The 19,682-nt window shown below is 65.6% G+C and carries 19 protein-coding genes and 2 pseudogenes; 9 read left to right on the top strand and 12 right to left on the bottom strand.

Annotated features, from left to right (window positions below):
• Positions 1-7 precede the first annotated feature (7 nt).
• Positions 8-904: pseudogene (locus GV792_RS01570) on the top strand (RNA polymerase sigma-70 factor).
• 15 nt (positions 905-919) lie between these two features.
• Here GV792_RS01570 and mraY read toward each other — a convergent pair.
• From mraY to GV792_RS01530, 8 genes are all read right to left on the bottom strand, one after another.
• Positions 920-1,996, bottom strand: coding sequence for a phospho-N-acetylmuramoyl-pentapeptide-transferase (gene mraY / locus GV792_RS01565; protein ID WP_163821777.1), 1,077 nt, complete (start codon positions 1,994-1,996; stop codon positions 920-922).
• Between the two features lie 353 nt (positions 1,997-2,349).
• Complete coding sequence (locus GV792_RS01560) at positions 2,350-3,120, bottom strand: class I SAM-dependent methyltransferase (protein WP_163821776.1); 771 nt, start codon at positions 3,118-3,120, stop codon at positions 2,350-2,352.
• Positions 3,117-3,440, bottom strand: coding sequence for a hypothetical protein (locus GV792_RS01555; protein WP_163821775.1), 324 nt, complete (start codon positions 3,438-3,440; stop codon positions 3,117-3,119). Before GV792_RS01555 ends, GV792_RS01560 begins: the two co-directional genes overlap by 4 nt.
• 24 nt (positions 3,441-3,464) lie before the next feature.
• Positions 3,465-4,028, bottom strand: a complete 564-nt coding sequence (locus GV792_RS01550) for an oxygenase MpaB family protein (protein WP_163821774.1) — start codon at positions 4,026-4,028, stop codon at positions 3,465-3,467.
• A 467-nt stretch (positions 4,029-4,495) separates the two neighbouring features.
• Positions 4,496-5,704 (bottom strand): NAD(P)/FAD-dependent oxidoreductase, encoded by a 1,209-nt coding sequence (locus tag GV792_RS01545; protein WP_163821773.1) that lies wholly within the window; start codon positions 5,702-5,704, stop codon positions 4,496-4,498.
• Positions 5,701-5,886 carry a rubredoxin gene (locus GV792_RS01540; protein ID WP_163821772.1) on the bottom strand — a complete coding sequence of 62 codons (186 nt, stop codon included), beginning with the start codon at positions 5,884-5,886 and terminating at the stop codon, positions 5,701-5,703. The genes GV792_RS01545 and GV792_RS01540 overlap by 4 nt, the downstream gene beginning before the upstream one ends.
• Position 5,887: 1 nt before the next feature.
• Entirely contained in the window at positions 5,888-6,067 is a 180-nt protein-coding gene (locus GV792_RS01535) for a rubredoxin (protein WP_163821771.1), read from the bottom strand.
• Positions 6,067-7,290: an alkane 1-monooxygenase gene (locus tag GV792_RS01530; protein WP_163821770.1), complete on the bottom strand. Its 1,224-nt coding sequence runs from the start codon at positions 7,288-7,290 to the stop codon at positions 6,067-6,069. The genes GV792_RS01535 and GV792_RS01530 overlap by 1 nt, the downstream gene beginning before the upstream one ends.
• Before the next feature lie 149 nt (positions 7,291-7,439).
• On the opposite strand from GV792_RS01530, the gene GV792_RS01525 reads away from it, so the two are divergent.
• The 4 genes from GV792_RS01525 (at position 7,440) to GV792_RS01510 (ending at position 12,066) form a co-directional block, all read left to right on the top strand.
• Positions 7,440-8,051: a TetR family transcriptional regulator gene (locus GV792_RS01525; RefSeq protein ID WP_309139060.1), complete on the top strand. Its 612-nt coding sequence runs from the start codon at positions 7,440-7,442 to the stop codon at positions 8,049-8,051.
• Between the two features lie 106 nt (positions 8,052-8,157).
• Positions 8,158-9,129, top strand: coding sequence for a Gfo/Idh/MocA family protein (locus tag GV792_RS01520; RefSeq protein WP_163821769.1), 972 nt, complete (start codon positions 8,158-8,160; stop codon positions 9,127-9,129).
• A 228-nt stretch (positions 9,130-9,357) separates the two neighbouring features.
• Positions 9,358-10,578: a site-specific integrase gene (locus tag GV792_RS01515; protein WP_163821768.1), complete on the top strand. Its 1,221-nt coding sequence runs from the start codon at positions 9,358-9,360 to the stop codon at positions 10,576-10,578.
• 498 nt (positions 10,579-11,076) lie between these two features.
• The gene (locus GV792_RS01510; RefSeq protein ID WP_163821767.1) at positions 11,077-12,066 is read left to right on the top strand and encodes a hypothetical protein; all 990 of its coding nucleotides are present in this window, start codon (positions 11,077-11,079) and stop codon (positions 12,064-12,066) included.
• Positions 12,067-12,082: 16 nt separating this feature from the next.
• Here the strand turns inward: GV792_RS01510 and GV792_RS30275 are convergent.
• A pseudogene (locus tag GV792_RS30275) lies at positions 12,083-12,189 on the bottom strand (Tn3 family transposase); the annotation flags it as partial.
• A gap of 69 nt (positions 12,190-12,258) precedes the next feature.
• A complete protein-coding gene (locus GV792_RS29370) occupies positions 12,259-12,558 on the bottom strand; it encodes an ArsR/SmtB family transcription factor (RefSeq protein ID WP_163821766.1) in 300 nt (99 codons plus the stop codon).
• Between GV792_RS29370 and GV792_RS01495 the strand changes: the two genes are divergently transcribed.
• Both GV792_RS01495 and GV792_RS01490 read left to right on the top strand, forming a co-directional pair.
• Positions 12,506-12,766: a hypothetical protein gene (locus tag GV792_RS01495; RefSeq protein WP_163821477.1), complete on the top strand. Its 261-nt coding sequence runs from the start codon at positions 12,506-12,508 to the stop codon at positions 12,764-12,766. The two genes, GV792_RS29370 and GV792_RS01495, sit on opposite strands and share 53 nt — an antisense overlap.
• A complete protein-coding gene (locus GV792_RS01490; protein WP_163821765.1) occupies positions 12,766-14,280 on the top strand; it encodes an MFS transporter in 1,515 nt (504 codons plus the stop codon). Before GV792_RS01495 ends, GV792_RS01490 begins: the two co-directional genes overlap by 1 nt.
• A 93-nt stretch (positions 14,281-14,373) precedes the next feature.
• On the opposite strand, the gene GV792_RS01485 is transcribed toward GV792_RS01490, so the two are convergent.
• Both GV792_RS01485 and GV792_RS01480 read right to left on the bottom strand, forming a co-directional pair.
• Positions 14,374-15,312, bottom strand: coding sequence for a sigma-70 family RNA polymerase sigma factor (locus GV792_RS01485; protein WP_163821764.1), 939 nt, complete (start codon positions 15,310-15,312; stop codon positions 14,374-14,376).
• 10 nt (positions 15,313-15,322) lie between these two features.
• Complete coding sequence (locus tag GV792_RS01480) at positions 15,323-16,513, bottom strand: NAD(P)/FAD-dependent oxidoreductase (RefSeq protein WP_163821763.1); 1,191 nt, start codon at positions 16,511-16,513, stop codon at positions 15,323-15,325.
• A 502-nt stretch (positions 16,514-17,015) separates the two neighbouring features.
• Between GV792_RS01480 and GV792_RS01475 the strand changes: the two genes are divergently transcribed.
• Positions 17,016-18,338, top strand: coding sequence for a family 1 glycosylhydrolase (locus GV792_RS01475; protein ID WP_163821762.1), 1,323 nt, complete (start codon positions 17,016-17,018; stop codon positions 18,336-18,338).
• Between the two features lie 138 nt (positions 18,339-18,476).
• The gene (locus GV792_RS01470; protein ID WP_163821761.1) at positions 18,477-19,637 is read left to right on the top strand and encodes an AI-2E family transporter; all 1,161 of its coding nucleotides are present in this window, start codon (positions 18,477-18,479) and stop codon (positions 19,635-19,637) included.
• Positions 19,638-19,682 lie beyond the last annotated feature (45 nt).

The following is a 19,682-nucleotide window of genomic DNA, read 5'->3' as shown; positions in this document are numbered from 1 at the left end:
GCCACAGATGAGCGACCACACCACCGCCCCGGCAACCGACATGTTCCTCGCCCACCGCAACCTGCTGTTCACCGTCGCCTACGAGATGCTCGGTTCGGCCGCCGACGCCGAGGACGTGCTGCAGGAGACGTGGCTGCGGTAGGTCCAGGTCGACACCGGCCAAGTCAGTGATCACCGCGCCTATCTGGTGCGGATCACCACCCGGCAGGCGCTCAACCGGCTGCGCACCATGAAACGCCGCAAAGAGGCCTACGTCGGTCCCTGGTTGCCCGAGCCGCTGCTCACCGCACCGGACGTCGCCGAGGACGTCGAGCTGGCCGAGAGCATGTCGATCGCACTGATGCTGGTCCTCGAAACCCTCGCACCGACCGAGCGCGCGGTGTTCGTGCTGCGTGAGGTATTCGACGTCGGCTACGACGACATCGCCGACGCAGTCGGCAAAAGCCAGGCCGCGGTGCGCCAGATCGCGCACCGCGCCCGCGCGCATGTCGCCGCACGCCGCCCACGTTCAGCGGTGTCGGCGAACCAGACCCGCGCGGCGGTCGAGTCATTCAGGCAGGCGATGGACACCGGCGACCCGCAACACCTGCTCGACGTCCTCGCCCCCGAGGTCGTGCTCATGAGCGACGGCGGCGGCATCAAACGCGCCGCGCAACGCCCCGTCATCGGCGTCGACAAGGTCGTGCGCTACATCCTCAGCGGCATCGACAAACTCGGCGCCGCACTCACCTGCGAACCCACGACCGTCAACGGCCACCCGGCATTGTTGATGTGCGTGGACGGCGCAGTCGAAGGCGTGATGGCTTTCGCTGTCACCGCAGGCCGCATCACCGGCATCTACTTCGTCCTCAACCCGCAGAAACTGACCCACCTCGACGCCGAAACCGCGCTCACCCTGCGGTGATCACCAGTATGGGCGCTATCCGACAGCGGACAGATACTCGCCGTAGAACAGCATCAGCCCCACCGCTGCGGCGATAGTACCGAGCAACCAGAAACGGATGATGACCGTCGTTTCAGCCCAGCCACTGAGCTCGAAATGGTGATGGAAAGGCGCCATCTTGAACAACCGCTGACGGGTGGTGCGAAACACCGCGATCTGCAACAACACCGACAGGATCTCGGCGAAGAACACCGCACCGACGGCCGCCATCAAGAACTCGGTGCGGCTGGTCATCGACAACCCTGCCAGCAACCCACCCAACGCCAGCGAACCGGTGTCACCCATGAAGATCTTCGCAGGCGCGGCATTCCACCACAGGAACCCGACACATGCTCCCGCACCCGCCGCGCACACGATCGCCAGATCCAGCGGATCACGCACCTGGTAGCAGCCGACGTCCGGTTCCGTCGAACAGGCATTGCTGTACTGCCAGAACGTGATAATCACATACGCACCCAACGCCAAACTCATGGTCCCGGCCGCCAACCCGTCGAGACCGTCCGTGAGGTTCACCGCATTCGACCAGGCCACCACCAGGAAACACGCCACGAGCAGGAACACGATCAACGGCAACGTCACCGACGCGACATCCCGGACATAGGACAGCTGCTTACTCGCCGGGGTCAACCCCGCGCTGTCGGGAAACCGCAACGCCAGCACACCGAAGATCACCGCAGCTCCGAGTTGGCCGACGTATTTCCCGGTCGCGGTCAACCCGAGATTGCGTCGCCTGCTCAGTTTGATGAAATCGTCGAGAAAACCGACCACACCCAGCGCCGTGGCCAACCCGAGCACCAACAGCCCCGACGCCGTGATCCCCTGTCCGTCCTCCCCCATCGCGACAAGATGCGAACCCACATAGCCGGCCCACAGTCCCACCAAGATCGCGATCCCCCCCATGGTCGGCGTACCGCGCTTGGACTGATGACTCTGGGGGCCCTCGACCCGGATCTCCTGGCCGAGCCTGCGGCGCGCGAACACCTTGATCAGCATCGGCGTCAAGATGATCGACACCGCCAGTGCGATCATCGCCGCGAACAGGATCTGGCGCATCCCACCCCTCCCGCGCCGAGTCTCACCCCGGCTTATCCGATCGAACAACGTGGCTTACGCCGTCAGATGCTAGCCACAGCTTCCGTGAAGGACGAGGATCAGTGAGATGCTCGGTCCGCCGACCCAGACCTTCGACAATCTCGTCCGCTCGGCGCGCGCCGACGCCGGTCACCGGTGAGCTGGTCCTGGTCGCCGGCTACTGGTAGACCTAGGCCGGACATCGCCTGAAGTAACCGACGAAATACGCGGTTGATAGTGCCCAGCCGCGCATTTCGCCATGTCCTGTGGTGTCGAGTCTGGTTCCGCTACCTTCTGCCCGGGCAGAATCACCTACGAATGAGCGTTTTCTCTGCTCAGGTCCGGGCTTTGTGCCCGGTCGCCACGATATAGGGATCAGAAAGCGTGGGACCGTTGGTATCGAAATGTGCACACACATTGAGGTATTCGTCCAGTCGGGCGCGCGCCCGGTGCCACCGGTCCTGCGCCTCGAGTTGTGTTCTCATGGCAGCGAGTGCACCCATCCGCTCGGTGACCTGGTCGGCGAGACTTCGTTGGGAATCCAGTAGCAATCGCAATGTGTGGGTTCGAACCACGATCGTTTCCAGCCCGGAGTGCGCCGCTGCTTGCCCGGCCGCTTCGGCACTGCTCCACCGACTCGGGAAGAACGGCGGCGGTGCATCCAGTTCGTCGGCCAGTATCACCCGAGCCTTGCTCGGCCAGCCGTTTTCGCTGAGTGTGGTGAACGCGACTTGTCCACCATGACGCACGCATCGCACCAGCTCCGAGAGAGCACGTATCGAATCATTGGCGAAGATCACCCCGAATACCGACACGCCAGCGTCGAAAGACGCTGTCGGGAAGGGAAGATCTTCCGCGTCGGCCACGACGAAATTGGCAGTCGGGAGTCGGTCACGGGCCTCACCGATCTGCTCGGGCGATGAATCCACCCCGACGACTCGTGCTCGATGAGCAAGGGCCACCGCGGCGGCGTTTCCGGTACCTGTGGCGCTGTCCAGCAGCACCGCACCTTCACACAACTCCAACGCTGCGACCGCTACTTGCGATGCTGGGAACAGGTACTCGGCGGTCCGTGCGTACCGCGTCGGGTTCCAGCGCTGGTTCATCTCCGGCTCCGCGATGTCGCAGACGCCGAAGTCGATGATGTGACCAGCGCTGAATCCTTGTGCGCGGCGATGATATCGCTGAGCCGGAACACCTCACGCGGATCCGGCAGTATGTGTCGTTTGGCGAACACCGCGACTCGGGCCAGGCGGCGTACCGCGTAACTGAATGCGGTCGGCGGCCGCGTGATGCCGAGGGTGTCGACAACGTGTTCTTCGGAGAACGCCAGCGCCAGCCAGCGACCGAACCAGTGCAGTGGCTTCGGGAACCACCGGGCCGCGAATTGGTCGAGGAGCGCGTTTGCCAGGCGCTGCCCTGGCACCGAATAGGCGAATTCCCTCCCGTGTTAGTAGGATTCCAGAAGGTTCTCCATCTCCTGCCAAGTGTCAGGGATATCGGCGACACCGAGGCGTTCGGATACGCTGCGCCAGTGGATGAGTTGGGCCCGGCGCTCGTTCTCGCTCAGTCCGGGAGCCCCGGCGATGCCTCGCAGAAGTCGGTCATAGATGAGAGTGAAGACTGCGGCGCTGTGCTGGAAGGTGTGCATTGGCATGGGCCAGCCCCGGGCGACACCCGAGTGCCAGTTCCTCACGTAATCAAGGCTTTTCATGCTGGCGGGGCTGGACACGCCGTCGTCGACCCACGAGAAGAGGTAGAACATGGTCTCATCCGCGCGGCGGATGCCGTGGTCGTAGAGCATCCCGGTGCCGTTTCGGTCCACCGACTCGGCCGAGACTGGTGGGCCCGCAAAGCGGATGAATCCCACCGTGTAGAAGAGGTGTACGACGAGCAGGCTCTTCGGTAGGAGCTGGCAGCTGGTCAGTCGGACGATCTGTTCGCTGTCGGTCTCGGCATCGAGTCGTTCGATCTCGGCGCGAATCCATTTGAAGTGTCGTTTGCTGGTTGCCATCAGAGCCTCCGTCGCTCATATGCTGCGGTTGGGGTATCGAATACCGGTGTCGGCTGCCGTGGAGTTCTGGGGTACGGGCGCGATCGCCGGCCGGCCGAACGGGTTGGTGAGTGGTCCCCGGTGCCGACGGCTGCACCCGCAGGCCCATGGCGCTCGACCTCGAAGGTGCGATTCCGCACGTCGAAGGCAGGGAAGATTGTGGCGAGCGAGGTCGGCCGAGGAGGGCGAACCACGGCCGCGCCGATGCAGGTCAACGCCACATTGGGCACGGTCGAGCCCAGGAAGACATCCGGCTCGCCAACCGCGATCAACCGGCCTCTCGCTTCTCGTACGCCTATACCCGCCATGAGCGACGCCTCTCACTGTAGTGCTACTACAACGAGAATTAACTAGAGTTGCGCTCTAGTCAAGTAGTCGCGGGGCGGCACAACCCATCGCGACCCTCATCGTCGCTGGACCCGATAGGCCTATTCGACAGCGCAGACCGCGGATTCGAGCCGCCCCTGTGCGCACGCCTTGGCGTCGAGGTACGCCAGGCGCGCGATCAGGCCGCGGGCGGCCCGGATGTCGGCCGGGCACCCCACCCCCGCCGCACCGACCAGCCTGCCCGCACGCAACGCCAGCACCGCGGGCGCCTCACTGCCCCCATTACGAACAACGAGCTCATCCGCGGACGCGATACGACCGGCGAATTGCAGATTCACCCCGTACTGGGTGGACCAACCCCACGGCACCTCGGCCTCCACGGGCGCGGCGCCGAGCATCGACCGCGCCGCCGCAGCACCCTGGGCCTGCGCACTGTTCCAGTGCTCGCTGCGCTCGAACGCACCCACTTCGGGGGTGTAGCGGTTGGCGACATCGCCTGCGGCATAGATCCCCGACACCGACGTCCGGTAGTGCTCGTCGACGCGAATCCCGTTGTCGACCTCCACTTCTGCGGTCTCGGCCAGCGCGGTCTCCGGCACCGAACCGATCGCCACCAGCACCGACGACGCGCCCCAGCTGCGGCCGTCGCTCGCGGTGGCCGTCACACCGCCGTCATGGTGCTCGAGATTGTCAAGGGTGACATCGTTGTGGATCGCGACGCCATGGCCGGCATGAATCTGCTCCATGTGCGCACCGAGAACCGAGGGAACGACACGCTCCAACGGCGCCGACGCCGCATGCACAACGGTCACCGCCGCACCGAGACCGCGCGCAGTCGCCGCGACCTCACAGCCGATCAGCCCGGCGCCGACCACCAGCAACGAACCGCCATCGAACACCAACGCCCGCAGCATCTGCGCATCAGCGATCGACCGCACCGTCCGCGCCGACGGATGCTGACCGGGCAGTGTGCGTGCCCGCGCCCCCGTCGCCAACAACAAGCTGTCGTAGCTGACGACACCGCCATCGCCCAACCGCACCCGCATATGCTCGGGCTCGATCGCCTCCACCCACGTACCCGTCCGCACCTCGACCTCGGCCGCACGCCACGTCTCGGCGGAATCGATCAGCAACCGCGCTTCGACCGCTGTCCCCGCGAGCACCTCCTTCGACACCGCGGGCCGCCGATACGGCAGCATCGTTTCCCCACCGAGCACGACGATCTGCCCGGAATAGCCTTCTTTGCGCAACGTGCGCGCCGCGCTTGCCCCGGCGACCCCGGCGCCGACGATGACGATGCGTCCCCTCATGCCCGGCTGACCTCGACCATGTCGAAATCCGCCTTGGCCGCACCGCAGTCCGGGCACGACCAGTCCTCGGGGATATCGTCCCAGCGAGTGCCAGCGGCTAGACCGTCCTCGGGCCAGCCCACTGCCTCGTCGTATTCGAAACCGCACTGCACGCAACGGAACAGCTTGTAGTCGGTGTTCATCTCATGCTCCTGTCGTCGTGGAAACGGGGTCGAAGTCGAGCTTTTCGCGCACCCCGCAGTCGGGGCAGCACCAGTCGTCGGGGATCGCCGACCACGCCGTGCCCGCCGGGAAGCCCTCGCGGGGCGCACCGGCCGATTCGTCGTAGCAGTAGTCGCACACCGGGCAGCTGTAGACGGCCATCACGCCACCCCGTAGCGGGCCAGCACCTGATCCCGCTTGGCGGGCTGGATGTTCACGCGGCTGATATCGCCGCCGTAATGGGCCAGGACACGATGATCCATCACCTTGCGCCACAGCGGAGGGAAGTAGGCGAGGCCGATCATGCTGGCGTAGCCGCTGGGCAGGTTGGGGGCACCGTCCATGCTGCGCAGGGTCTGGTAGCGCCGGGTCGGATTCGCGTGATGGTCGCTGTGTCGCTGCAAGTGGTACAGGAAGATATTGGTGACGATGTGATCGGAGTTCCAGCTGTGTTCGGGCGTGCACCGCTCATATCGCCCGCCCGCGGTCCGCTGCCGCAGCAGACCGTAGTGCTCGAGATAGTTGACCGTCTCCAGCAGCGAGAATCCGTACACCGCCTGAATCAGCAGGAACGGCAGCACACCAGGACCGAATACCGCGACCAGACCACCCCACAGCACGACGGTCATCAGCCACGCGTTCAATACATCGTTGCGAAGGGTCCACGGGCCCTTGCCCATCCGCTGCAACCGGGTCCGCTCCAGCTCCCACGCCGAACGCAGGCTCCCCCACACACTGCGCGGCAGGAAAGTCCAGAAGGATTCGGCGAACCGCGAGCTGGCCGGGTCCTCGGGTGTCGCGACACGCACATGGTGGCCGCGGTTGTGCTCGATGTAGAAGTGGCCGTATCCGGTCTGGGCGAGAGTGATCTTCGACAGCCAGCGCTCCAGCTCGTCCTTCTTGTGCCCGAGTTCGTGCGCGGTATTGATACCGACACCGCCCATCACACCGATGCTCAACGCCACGCCGATCTTCGACCACAGACCGAGTCCGCCCTCGATGCCGAGCCACGACAGATCCGTCGCCGTCCACAAGTAGGCGGCGAATACCAGGCTCGCCAACTGGAACGGGATGTAGGCGTAGGTGCAGTAGCGGTAGTAGCGGTCGTTTTCCAGATACTCCATCACCTCATCGGGCGGGTTCTGCCCGTCAGGGCCGAAGAACCGGTCCAGGATCGGCAGCAGCACATACACCAGCAGCGGCCCGATCCACCACCACACCGGCGCGACCTGCTGCCAGCCCAGCTGGTTGAACGCCCACACCAGCGCGGCCGCCAATCCCAGCGCGGTCGGCGGAATCAGCCCGAACAGCCACAGGTAGCGCTTGCGATCACGCCATTGCGGTGTCGCCGCATCGGCCCGCTCCCCCATCCGAGACGTCGTCATCGTCGTTCTCCTTGCTTCGTGAGCGAACGGCCCGCACATAGACCGGACCAGGCGCGTTTACACTTTGTCGCGATGTGTATTCATTAGAAACACTTGAGCCATAATTGTCAACGATGGAACGTTACGGCCATTCATGTACGATGACTTTCGTGGCTGAAGCGCCGAACTTTCACACCGAGATGCGCCAGGTCCTGCGCGCCCGCGTCATCGACACCGCACGCAACCTGGTCTGCACCGAAGGCTGGGGCGCGGTCAACATGTCCCGCGTCGCCAAGGAAGTCGGCGTCAGCCGACCCGTGCTCTACAAGGAAATCGGCACCAAACAAGACCTCGCCGACGTCGTCATCGCCAACGAACTCGACACCTTCCTCACCGGCATCGCCGACACCATCGCAACCCAGGCCGACGACGTCATCGACGGCCTCACCGCCGCTGTCGAATACACCCTGCGCACCGGCGCCGATAACGCGCTGCTCAAAGCCGTACTCGCCGGACGCTCCAGCGCCGACACCAGCCTGCTGCCCGTCCTGATGACCGAGCCCGAACCCGTGCTCGGCCGCGCCATCCCCGCCCTCACCGCCGTGGTCCGCAACCAATACGGCCTCCACGACATCGCCGACGACGACCTCGACACCATGGTCGAGGCCGTCGTCCGGCTCGCATTGAGCCACCTGTTCCAGCCCACCGGCCCCATTGATCGCGCCGTCACCCAAATCGGGCTCGTGATCACCAGCATCTTCGCCCCCGCCGTCACCGCCTGACCACACGCTGATTTGCGGCCAGGATCTGACCGCAAAGGGTTCTAGCGTAGGAAATGACCGGGTGACTACCTGAGGCACTCGGCGGGTCGCGCACCGAGGAGTCACCGTGAAGATCGCACTGCTTGGCACCGGATTCGGGCAGGCGCACGCCGCCGTCTACGCCGCCCGCGACGACGTCGAAGTGACAATTTTCGGTCGCGATCCCGACAAAACCGCAGCGGTAGCCGACCGGTTCGGGTTCGCATCCAGCACCGATATCGACGCCGCCTTCGACGACATTTCGATCGACCTGGTCGATATCTGCCTGCCGATCCCATTGCACGCCGACCACGTGCTGCGCGCACTCGCGGCCGATAAGCATGCCCTCGTCGAGCTGCCACTGGCAGCCGACCTGGCCGACGCGCAGCGGGTCGTCGACGCCGCAGCACACAGCGATCGGCACGTGTTCGTCGACATGTTCGAACGATTCATCCCGGCCGACCGAGCCCTGGTCGAGGCCGTCGGCACCGGCACCTATGGGCGGCTGGAGCAGCTGAGCATGTGGAACCTCACCGCGCACCTGTGGCCCGGCGTTTCCCTCGGCCTGATGACACTGCCAGTGGAAGCCATGCACAGCGACATGGACATCATCACCCGCACCCTCGGCCTGCCGCGGTCGATCGAGGTCACCACCCTCGCGCGCGACGCCGACAGTGCATCCATCGAAGCGACACTGCACTTCGACGGCGCCATCGCCCGCGACTCGGTGTCGTCATTGATGCCGATGTCCTGGGGCGCGCGCGGCGGATACACCGCCACCTTCACCGACGGGGTCCTCGAATCCACTTCGACGATGGGATTCGACGGAAAGCCCACCGCCACCGTCACCGCCTACACCGCCGACGGCGCCCACCACCTGAACCTGCCGCCCGCCGACCAGTACACCGCGATGATCGACCACGTCCTGGCGGTCCTCCGTGGCGACGCCGACAACCACATCGCCCCGGACAGCACAATGGACGCGCTGAAACTCACCCTCGATATCGACCACATGGTCACTGCACCGCTGGACGTCAACCCGATCACGCTGGGCCAGTAGATCAACCGTTGCGATCTCGCTACTCGCGCGGCGTGTCCTGCGCTGCACGCGAGCCAGGTAGACGCCGGCGCCCAACGGCCCCCTCGGACAGAGGTGGGCCTCCGCGGGACCACCCGACGACAATCCGAGTTCGTCAGCACTGCATCCGATTCGGTGTCGAACCGGACGCCCGCGCAGCCGCCGGATACATTCGATCGTGCTCAGATCCTTTCTACCGAACGGGGACCGATGGCCGAGCAGCCGAACGCCCACCATGAGGCCGCCCTCGCCATCCCCGAACCGGTGCGGGCGCAATTGACACGTGGCGTCGGCAGCGTCCTCATCGACGCCGCCGCACTACGCCGTGTCCGCGAACGATTCACCGACGACCAGGCCGACACGCTCGGCCGCTACCTCGAAGCATCGCAATCGGACAACACCGTGCGGGCCTACCGCAGCGACTGGATCGCCTGGGCGGCCTGGTGTGGCGCAGAGGGCCGACAGGCGCTTCCCGCGGATCCGCTCGACCTCGCCGTCTACCTCGCCTCAGCCGCCGACGCACGCCGCGGCAACGGCGAATTCGTCTTCCGCCCCGCCACCATCGAACGCAAATCCGCCGCCATCGCCGCCGTGCACGCCGCCAACGGCCTGCCCGCACCCACCCGCAGTGATGTCGTCCGGTTGACGCTGCGCGGCATCCGCCGCACCCGCCGCACCCGGCCGATCCGCAAACGCCCCATCCTGTTGCACACCCTCGAACAACTCCTAGCCGAACTTCCCGCGCCCGAATGGCCCACCGAACCTGCCCGCCGCCGCGACACCCTCGCCCTGCTCGTCGGTTTCGCCGGCGCACTGCGCCGCAGCGAACTCGCCGCCCTGCGCATCCAGGACATCCACGTCGATCAAGATCACACCACCGGCGAGCCGGTACTTCTCATTCATCTGCCCACCAGCAAAACCGACGCCACCGGCATCGCCGAACAGCGTGTCGCGCTCCCCCGCGGCAACCGCCCGCACACCTGCCCGGTCTGCGCCTTCGCCGATTGGATCGAACTACTCCACTTGCACGCCACCGATCCACACACCGTCCGCGCACAACTTGCCATCACAGCCCCACCCGACCCGAAAATCCACCGCTGCCACGGATTCGGCGCCGCCCCGCACACCATCCGCGCCGACCATCCCCTCTTCCCCGCCATCACCCGCCACGGCGGCATCGGCGCCACCCCCGTGTCCGGTCGCGCGATCGCCGAACTCGTCAAACGCTACGCCGCCCGCGCCGGCCTCGACCCCGCCCTGTTCTCCGGCCACTCTCTGCGCGCGGGTTTCGCCACCCAAGCCGCCCTCGGCGGTGCCGCCGACCGCGAAATCATGCGTCAGGGCCGCTGGTCCAACCCCCGCACCGTGCACCGCTATATCCGCACCGCAAACCCATTGGACGACAACGCCGTCACCAAACTCGGGCTTTAACAAGAGAACTCGGCTGATTGCGTTGCCGAGTTCTGGCACAACAGCCCGTGGCATGCCCGATCACGCCCGCCGGATGCGGCCCTTGATGAGCCGGGGTGGCAGCCGAGCGGTTCCGGCGTGCCAGTACACGGTCTCGAGGACATGTTCAGCGTGGCCGGCACCGCGGCACCAGCTCAGCCTTGTCCCGGACAACAGGGGCGCTTCGTGTCACCATAACGGCGGTCCGCCCCAAGTCGATGCCCATGATCGCCCGGATAACAGGCCACTATCGGAGTAACAGGGGCTTTGGGGCAATGGCCGAATACGCACTTCGCGGCATTTACGGAGGTGTCGAAGCAGAGCCGGAGAAGTAGCTGCTCGCACCAATTCTCGGCCTGCACGCATGCCGAACTTGTCGGTGGCCGGTCGTAGGGTTCGCGGAATGAACTGGAGAGCGTGGTTGGCGTTGTGGAGCGAGGAATGTATCTCGCGCAGAGGTCTCGAGGAGCTGGTCGTTGCATGACTCGCACCACCCCGCCCCGTCCGGCCGATCTCGCGGCCGTCTTTCCTGAGCTGGCGCCACTGGCCCGCACCGCGACTCGACTGCACCCGCGTCCGGGAGCCCCCTCGCCCCATGACAGTTCGATCGGCGGCCCACTGTTGTGGCCGGCGAGCGAGCCATGGCCGCATTGTTCCGAGGACGGCCACAACGCGGGACCGATCCCGCCGATCTCGTTGGCCGAGGTCAGGCTGCGGCGGCGTATCGACTTGGCCGGAGAAAGCAGGGCGGAATGGGGATACACCACTGAGGAGCGGGCGCTCCTCGAACGGATCGAGAAGGCGGACGTCCCCGAGGGCCCCATCGCGATGCTGCCGATCGCCCAGTTGTATCTGCGTGACGTGCCCGGTCTACAGCCACCCGAGGGTGCGGATCTACTGCAGGTGTTGTGGTGCCCGTTCGAATTTCATGCCGACGGAATGCCCACGACCGCAGTGTTCTGGCGGTCCGCGGCTGCGGTGACCGACATCCTGCTCACCCCACCGCAACCGGCAGCCGTGGACGGCGCGGACTACGTACCCGAGCCGTGCTTCATCCATCCGGAACAGGTGACCGAATACCCGAGCTCGCTCGAACTCGGGCGTGAGATACGGGAACGACTGGACCAGTGGGCGATCGACGAGCTCGGCATCGAGTACTCGAACTTGTGTATCGCGCCCGGCTTCAAGGTCGGCGGCTACATCAATTGGGGCATGACAGATCCATATCCGAACCCCTGCCCCACCTGCGCCACCCCGACCGAGCCGCTGCTGACGATATCCGGCAGTGAGTGGAACTCCAGAGTCCAGCATTGGATCCCGTACGAGGATCAGGCCGCCGACCTCGCGTGGGGTCCTGTCCAGGGCGGCCCGAAAAGTCCGACCCGGATCTGTGTCTCCGACAACAACGCTGAAATCATCCGAGTCTGCCCGGCATCATCTGGGCACCCACACATCCAGATGATGCAATAGCCGATTACGCCCCGAACGGCCGGTACAGGGTGATCCGGCCCAGGTCCCGGATCCGTGGCGAGAGCTGCATCCCCAGCAGGTCGAAGAGCCCGAAATCACCTGTGCCACGCCGTGGGTGTAGGTCGGCAGCCCCTACCCGGCGAAATATCGGCGTGTATTTCGGCGGCTACTACCGGGATCCCGCAGGGCTGATTATTCGCTACCAGCGGCGGAGATGATGCTGCTGAGCACGCCAGGGTACCGGCCCTCCAACTCGTCGCTACGGAGTTCGTGCCGGCGGTGGCTGCCCTCTGGGCTGACCCGGACCAGACCGGCTTCCCGCAGCACCTTCAGGTGGTGCGACAACGTCGACATACTTACCGGCACATCGAACCCTCCGCGAAACAGTGGAGCGCCGACGACATCCGGGGCAGCAGCGCCGCACTGGAGCGAAGGCAGCGTGCGGGCGCGGCTCGACGAACTGGCCGCATGGGATCCGGATACGACCCGCATGAGCTACCTCGAAACCGCCTACGCCCCAGTGCTTCCCTTGGTGCCTTCACGGATTCTGATGGCCGACCCGAGCGCTCTGATTCCTCCGCAGCGGGCAGCGCAGTATCGCGCGGCCGGTTTCGAGACCCGGACCGTGCCGGGCACCGGCCACTTCATCCACACCGACAACGTGAACCGATTCCTCGCCGCACTCGACGGGTGGGCGTAGTGCTGCCCATCGTCCTGACCGCGACCTTCGTCCAACTGCTCGACGTGACGATCGTGCAGGTCGCACTCCCAGTGCTGCAACATGAACTGGACACCACCGGCGGCGTGGCACAACTGGTGATTACCGGTTACACCCTGCCGTACGCGTGCATCATGATTCCGGCGGCGCGACTAGGTGATCGGTACGGGTACCGCCGAATGTTCATCATCGGCATGGGCGTGTTCACACTCGGCTCCCTTGCCGCCGGTGCGGCGCCGACGATCACCATGCTGATCGCCGCCCGGGTGCTACAAGGACTCGGGAGCGGCGTACTTGCGCCGCAAGTGTTGTCGATCATCCAGACGGCGCTACCCGCCACGCGGCGGCCCCGCGCGATGGGCTGGTACGGGTCCACCATGGCAATAGCGTCACTGCTCGGCCCGATCGCCGGTGGGCTGTTGCTCGCCGTCGATGCCGCAGGTCTGGGATGGCGGCTGCTGTTCGTGGTCAACCTCCCGATCGGATTGTTCACCCTGGTGCGCAGCAGGCGGATACCCATAACGGCGGGCGCCGACCAACGCCCGATCCCCCTGCTGAGTGCCGCACTGATCGTGGCCGGCGCAGCGCTGTTGATCTATCCGCTCGCGGTGGGACACGAACTGGGCTGGCCGACGTGGACCGCCGGGTGCCTCACCGCCGCAGCCGGGCTGCTGGCCGGATTCGTCGGCACCCAAGTTCGGGGGCGCCGCCCGCTGCTCGACCCACGGGTCCTGCGGGCACGAATGGTTCGTCGCGGGTTGGCCGCTGTCTTCGTCTTCAATGCCGCAGTGCCGTCGTTCACCTTGCTGCTCATGCACTATCTGCAGTCCAGTGTCGGTCTGCGGCCGCTCGGGGCAGCGATTCTCGGCGCCCGCTCCGCACCCTGGTTCACGCATCGTTACCGCGCGAGCGTGTTGGCCGCTGCGGCGTTGTCACTCGCGGCGGTGATGGGAACGCTCGCACTTCTCGTCACCACCGCGGCACCCCTGTGGACGTGGCTGCCGATCTTGGCGGTCGGCGGTGGCATGTTCGGGATCTTCACCGCGTCGGTATTCGGGATAATCCTCGCGACAGCGCCCGACTCCGCCGCAGGTTCGGTGTCCGGCCTCCTACCCACCGCCCAGCAACTCGGCGGCACCGTCGGCATCACACTCGCCGGATTGTGCTACTTCGCCGTCCCCGCGTTACCCGCGACCGCTTTCGGACACACGCTCATCTACGAAGCGGCGATATTCATCGCTGCCGCAACCCTGGCACTGGCCATACGAACCCCGCCCCATTCGACGCCTGACCCACCGCACCCGACCGAAGCCGCATCGCACGACCTGGTTATCCGGCCGCATTCGTCTCCCCGAATTCACGCGTCCATCCGCACCCCTGAAGAACGAATACCGCGTGGACGCAATGCGGCTTGGTCACGACTACGCAATCAGTCGATTCCGCTGACAACAACAATATGCTCGGCTGATTCCACACCAGGTAATCCACCGAGATGAATCGCCGTGACAAACGAAGTCGATGCGCCCGGAACCGCCGCCCCGGCACTCACGCCGGACCTCATCACACAGTCCGGACGCCCGAACTCCCGGCTACCACGAGTCGACCAGCGCCGCGTCATGCTCACGCCCCAGCCACCGTACGGTGAGCCGGCCCAGCCGATGCGGGGCAGCGATGCTGCGCATGCCGGCGATCTTGCCGTCGCGGATCTCCAGAATCGCGACGCCGAGCACCCGATCCTCGAGCGCGAACAACACCGCTGGACAGCCGTTCACCACCACGGCATGAATCGATGGCGAACCACCGGCCAGCCGCCGTTTCGCCGCCGACGGCCGGAAGCCGGCCCGTATCGCCTCCGCCAGCCGCTGCGGCGTCGAGAACCTGATCAGCTGCGCCGCCGATCCCCTTGCGCCATCGGAAACACCGGTCGCGTCAACGGTGAGCAGTGATATCAAACGTTCGGTCCGCCCCGAAGCGGCCGCATCGACGAACGCCTCCACGATCCGGCGGGCGGCAGCACGATCGATATCGAGGTTGGTGCGCACGGCGGTGATCCGACGCCGCGCCCGGTGCACGTGCTGCTGACTGGCAGCCTCGCTGACGCCAAGAATCTCACCGATCTCGGCGTGGCTGTACGCGAACGCCTCACGCAGCACGTACACCGCCCGTTCCACCGGCGACAGCCGCTCCATCAACGTCAGCACGGCCAGAGTCACCGATTCGCGTTGCTCGACCGTCTCCGACGGACCGAGCATCGGATCACCGTCCAACAGGGGCTCCGGCATCCACGCACCCACCGCGCGCTCACGCCGCGCCTGGGCCGAACGCAGCCGGTCCAGCGCCAGATTGGTGACGATCTTGGTCAGCCACGCCTCCGGCACCTCGACATAGCCCCGGTCCGCTGCCTGCCACCGCAGGAACGCATCCTGCACCGTGTCCTCGGCATCGGCGGCCGAACCGAGCAGACGATAGGCGAGCGAGGCCAGCCGATCGCGGCTGGCCTCGAAACGCGCCACGGTGGCAGAGTCCATGAGCACGACTCTAGGCCGCAACAACCTGGGATGACTGCCGCCGAACAGGGACCAAACGGTAGTGGCGACTCGGTAACCCGAAGGTCGGCCGACCGACGGCCCAACCACTGATCCCGACAATGGCAGCCTTCACCCGGGCGGCCGGCCGACCACACAGGGCACCGGATTTCGCGCGCGCATCACCGTCGACCAACTGGAAGATCGCGTCTTCGCGACCGAGACTGATGTGGTTGCCTACATAGCTCAGCGTGGTCGCCTTGATCTTGCGCCCGGTCAGGTCGCCGACGATCGCGGCTGCCGCCTGCGTACCGGTGTAACCCGCCGAGGCACAGGACATCGGCAAGGGCTGACCGTTCGCGCCGATCACGAAAACGCTGTCACCGGCTGCATACACATTCGGATGCGAGACCGACCGCATCTGCCGGTCGACCGTGATCCGGCCATCGGGCTCTGTGTGCAGGCCGCTCGCCGCAGCAATCGGATGGACGGCGAAACCCGCGGCCCACACCGTAGCGTCCGCGGCGAAGATCGCGCCGTCGGCCGAGAGTACGGCCGTTTCCTCCACCCGCGCGATACCAGTGTGTTCTTGGATGGCGATGCCGAACCGATCGAAGGCGCGCAGCAGATGACCGCGCGCCTTCGGCCCCAGCCAGCCACCCAGCTCTCCGCTCGTCGCAATCGTGACCCGAAGTTCCGGGTGAGCCTCCGCGATCTCGGTGGCCGCCTCGATAGCAGTGAGATTGCCACCGACCACCAACACCTTCCCGCCCTCGCCCAGCTCCGCAAGACGGGCACGCAGGCGCAACGCCGACGGCCGTGCGGCCACATGGAAAGCGTGCTCAGCGACGCCAGGAACGCCGTGGTCGGCGGCAGTACTGCCGAGCGCATACAGGAGAGTGTCGTATTCGAGCAGGTCAACAGCCCCGCCGTCGGCGATCTCGACTGTCCGACGTGCGACATCCATCCCCGTCACCCGCGCTATACGAACCACGATCCCGGTACCCGCGAACACCTCGGTGAGCGGGCGGTGAGGAAGAACGTGCCCGGCAGCCAGTTGATGCAGGCGCAGCCGCTCGACGAAATCGGGTTCGGCGTTCACAACGGTGATCTCGACGTCGTCGGAACGAAGTTTGCGGGCGAGATATCCGGCGGAGAACGCTCCCGCGTACCCCGCTCCGAGGACAACGATTCGATGCTTCATGATCCGCTCCTGTCTGGTTCGCGTGCACCTTGAACGAGACAGCGCCCGAATTCCTGACAACGTGGATGGGTGAAGTGGGTCACCCGGCAATCCCCTACCCGCCGCCTCACAGCCGCTGCGCCGCCGGCCCCGATCGAGGAGGCGCTGAGTACTCGTGTCCCTTCCCTTTCCGTGTAATGCGCTGGTAGGTGCGGTTCGGTCCTGAACAGGACTTTTGGAGGTAAAGGTGAGATACATAGTTAGATGCGCATATCTACGTATCGGCATTGCTGTTCGGCCGAGGTCTCCGGAGATCCACGCTGGAACTCGGGCGTATGAGTGCGCGCTCCCGCTGTTCTCCGTCCCGAATCCCTTACTGCCCCACCCAACCGACTCGACTTTCCAGGCCCACTTCCCCACCCCGCCGCCCAATCGGTCGCTAGGCTGATCGCGTGGTCCGCCCTCCCCCGCGCTCGCGCACCGCGGGTCCACGAGCACTGGTCACCTGACGAGCAGGAGTTCGATGCGATCACCCAGTCGCCGCCAGGTTCTCGCCGGGTTCGCCGCGGCGGGCGTCACCACACTGCTCGGCGTTCCCGCCGGCGCCCGTCCGCCCGCACCGCACACCGTCGCTCCGCTGGGCGAGAATTTCCTCTGGGGTGTCGCGGCATCCGGCTTCCAGTCCGAAGGCAATGCGCCCGATAGCAATTGGATGCGCTATATCGCGGCAGGCAAGACGCAGGACCCCTATCTGAATTCCATCGACTTCTCTGGTCGTTTCCAGTCCGATATCGCGCTCGCCGCGCGGCTGGGGGTGCGGGTCTACCGCATCGGCATCGAATGGGCTCGGTTGCAGCCGCGACCGGGTGAATGGGACCCCGCGGGATTCCGGTTCTACGACAACGTCATCGCCGCGATCGAGGCTGCCGGTATGCGCCCCATGCTCACCTTGGACCACTGGGTGTATCCGGGCTGGGAAGTCGACCGCGGCGGCTGGCGCAACCCCGAGATGGTGACCGACTGGCTGGCCAACGCCCGAACAGTCGTCGACCGCTATGCCGCCCACGATCCGCTGTGGATCACCTTCAACGAGCCGGCGATGTACATCGTGAACGAGCTCCGGCATGGCGGCATCGGTCTCGGCGACGTGGCCGCCATGCAGGACCGTATCGCCCAGGCACACAACACGATCTACGACCACATCCACAGCGTTCACCCGGGTGCCATGGTTTCCAGCAATGTCGCCTATATCCCCACCGCCGAGAATGTGGTGAACAAACCACTCATCGACCGGATCGGCGCCAACCTGGACTACATCGGCATCGATTACTACTACGGCTTCTCCCCCGAGTCGCTGTTCGCGGGGTTGCCGAATATCGAGCAGCTGTGGACGATGCCGTTACAGGCCGAAGGCATCTACTACGCCCTGCGGCATTACGCGCGCCAATTCCCCGGCCGTCCGCTCTACATCGTGGAAAACGGCATGCCCACCGAGAACGGGCACCCGAGAGCAGACGGTTACACCCGTGCCGATCTGCTGCGTGACACCGTGTACTGGCTGCAGCGAGCGAAGGCCGACGGTATGAATCTGATGGGCTACAACTATTGGAGCCTCACCGATAACTACGAGTGGGGTTCCTACACCCCGAGGTTCGGGCTATACACCGTCGACGTACTGATCGACCCCACCCTGACACGCCGCCCCACCGACGCTGTTCCCGCCTACACCGAGATCACTCGCGCGGGCGGGGTCTCCCCCGGCTATCGTCCGACCCGCGGCCCTGCCTCATGTTCATTCGTCGATGCCGTCGCCAGTTGTGTCGATCCGGTGACGGTGCCGCGCTGACCGGCACGGCACCGGAGAAGCTCGGCGCGGCGCCGCTGTCCGGTGGCCGGTCGTTGTTCGCACCTCGTCGGCACGGTCGGGTGACCGCGGCGGTTGTCGCACACGGTCCGGTCGCCGGATCCATGTAAGACTGGCGGCGTGAACGGGCCGAACGAGGGTAAGACCGAGACCAGCGAGACCGACCGCGTTCCGACGCAGGATCGCGGCGATGTCATCGGTGTCGGCGTGCTGTGGCTGGCGAAGTGGTCGTTGTGCATCGTCGCGATCGCGGCGGGTATCTGGGTGATCGGGTACATCGCCGCCAAGCTGTGGGTGGTGTTGCTGCCGGTGCTGCTGGCGATCGTGGTCGCCACGGTGCTGTGGCCACCGACTCGCTGGCTGATCCAGCACCGGTTACGTCCGGCCGCGGCCGCGTCCATCACGGTGATCGGATTCCTCGCGGTGTTGTCCGGAGTGATCGCGCTGATCGTGCCATCGGTGGTCGATCAGGCGCCCGCGCTGGCCGACAAGTCGACCGAGGGCATCAACCAGGTGCGTGACTGGTTGCAGGGTCCGCCGTTGAATGTGCGTGATGAGCAGCTGGATTCGGCGGTCGAGGCGTTGGTATCACGGCTGCAGTCCAGTGCCGAGCAGATCGCGACCGGTGTGTTCAGCGGTGTCAGTGCCGCGACGTCGGCGCTGATCACGCTGTTCCTCGTGCTGGTCCTGTCGTTCTTCTTCGTCAAGGACGGGCCGCGTTTCATGCCGTGGCTGCACAGCACGGTCGGCTCCTCGAGCGGGCGGCATCTCGAGGAGGTCCTGGCCCGGGTGTGGGTCGTGCTCGGAGGGTTCATCCGCACCCAGGCGCTGGTCAGTCTCATCGATGCGGTGCTGATCGGACTCGGACTGGTGATCTTGGACGTTCCGCTGGCCCTGGTGCTTGCGGTGATCACCTTCCTCGGCGGGTTCATTCCGATGGTGGGTGCATTCGTCGCAGGCGCGCTGGCAGTGCTGGTCGCGTTGGTGGCCAATGGTGTGACCACCGCGTTGATCGTGCTCGGCATCATCATCGCGGTGCAGCAGCTGGAAGGCAATGTGCTGCAGCCGGTGCTACAGAGCCGCAGCATGAAATTGCACGCCGTGATCGTGTTGCTGGCGGTGACCGGTGGTGGCGCGCTGTACGGAATCACCGGCGCCTTCCTCGCGGTGCCGGTGGCGGCAGTGGTCGCGGTGGTGATTCGTTATGTGGGCGAGCAGATCGATGTGGTGACCACACCACCCGAGAACACAGGATCGGATCTCACGCCGGCGACGGATTGAGCACGACGGATATGGATGGCCGCCGTCCGGATCGGCCGTCGACGA

The organism is Nocardia cyriacigeorgica, assembly GCF_010868145.1.
GTDB classification, from domain to species: domain Bacteria; phylum Actinomycetota; class Actinomycetes; order Mycobacteriales; family Mycobacteriaceae; genus Nocardia; species Nocardia cyriacigeorgica_D.
Note: the sequence above shows the minus strand (reverse complement) of the source record. Positions and strands in the feature narration are given on the sequence as shown.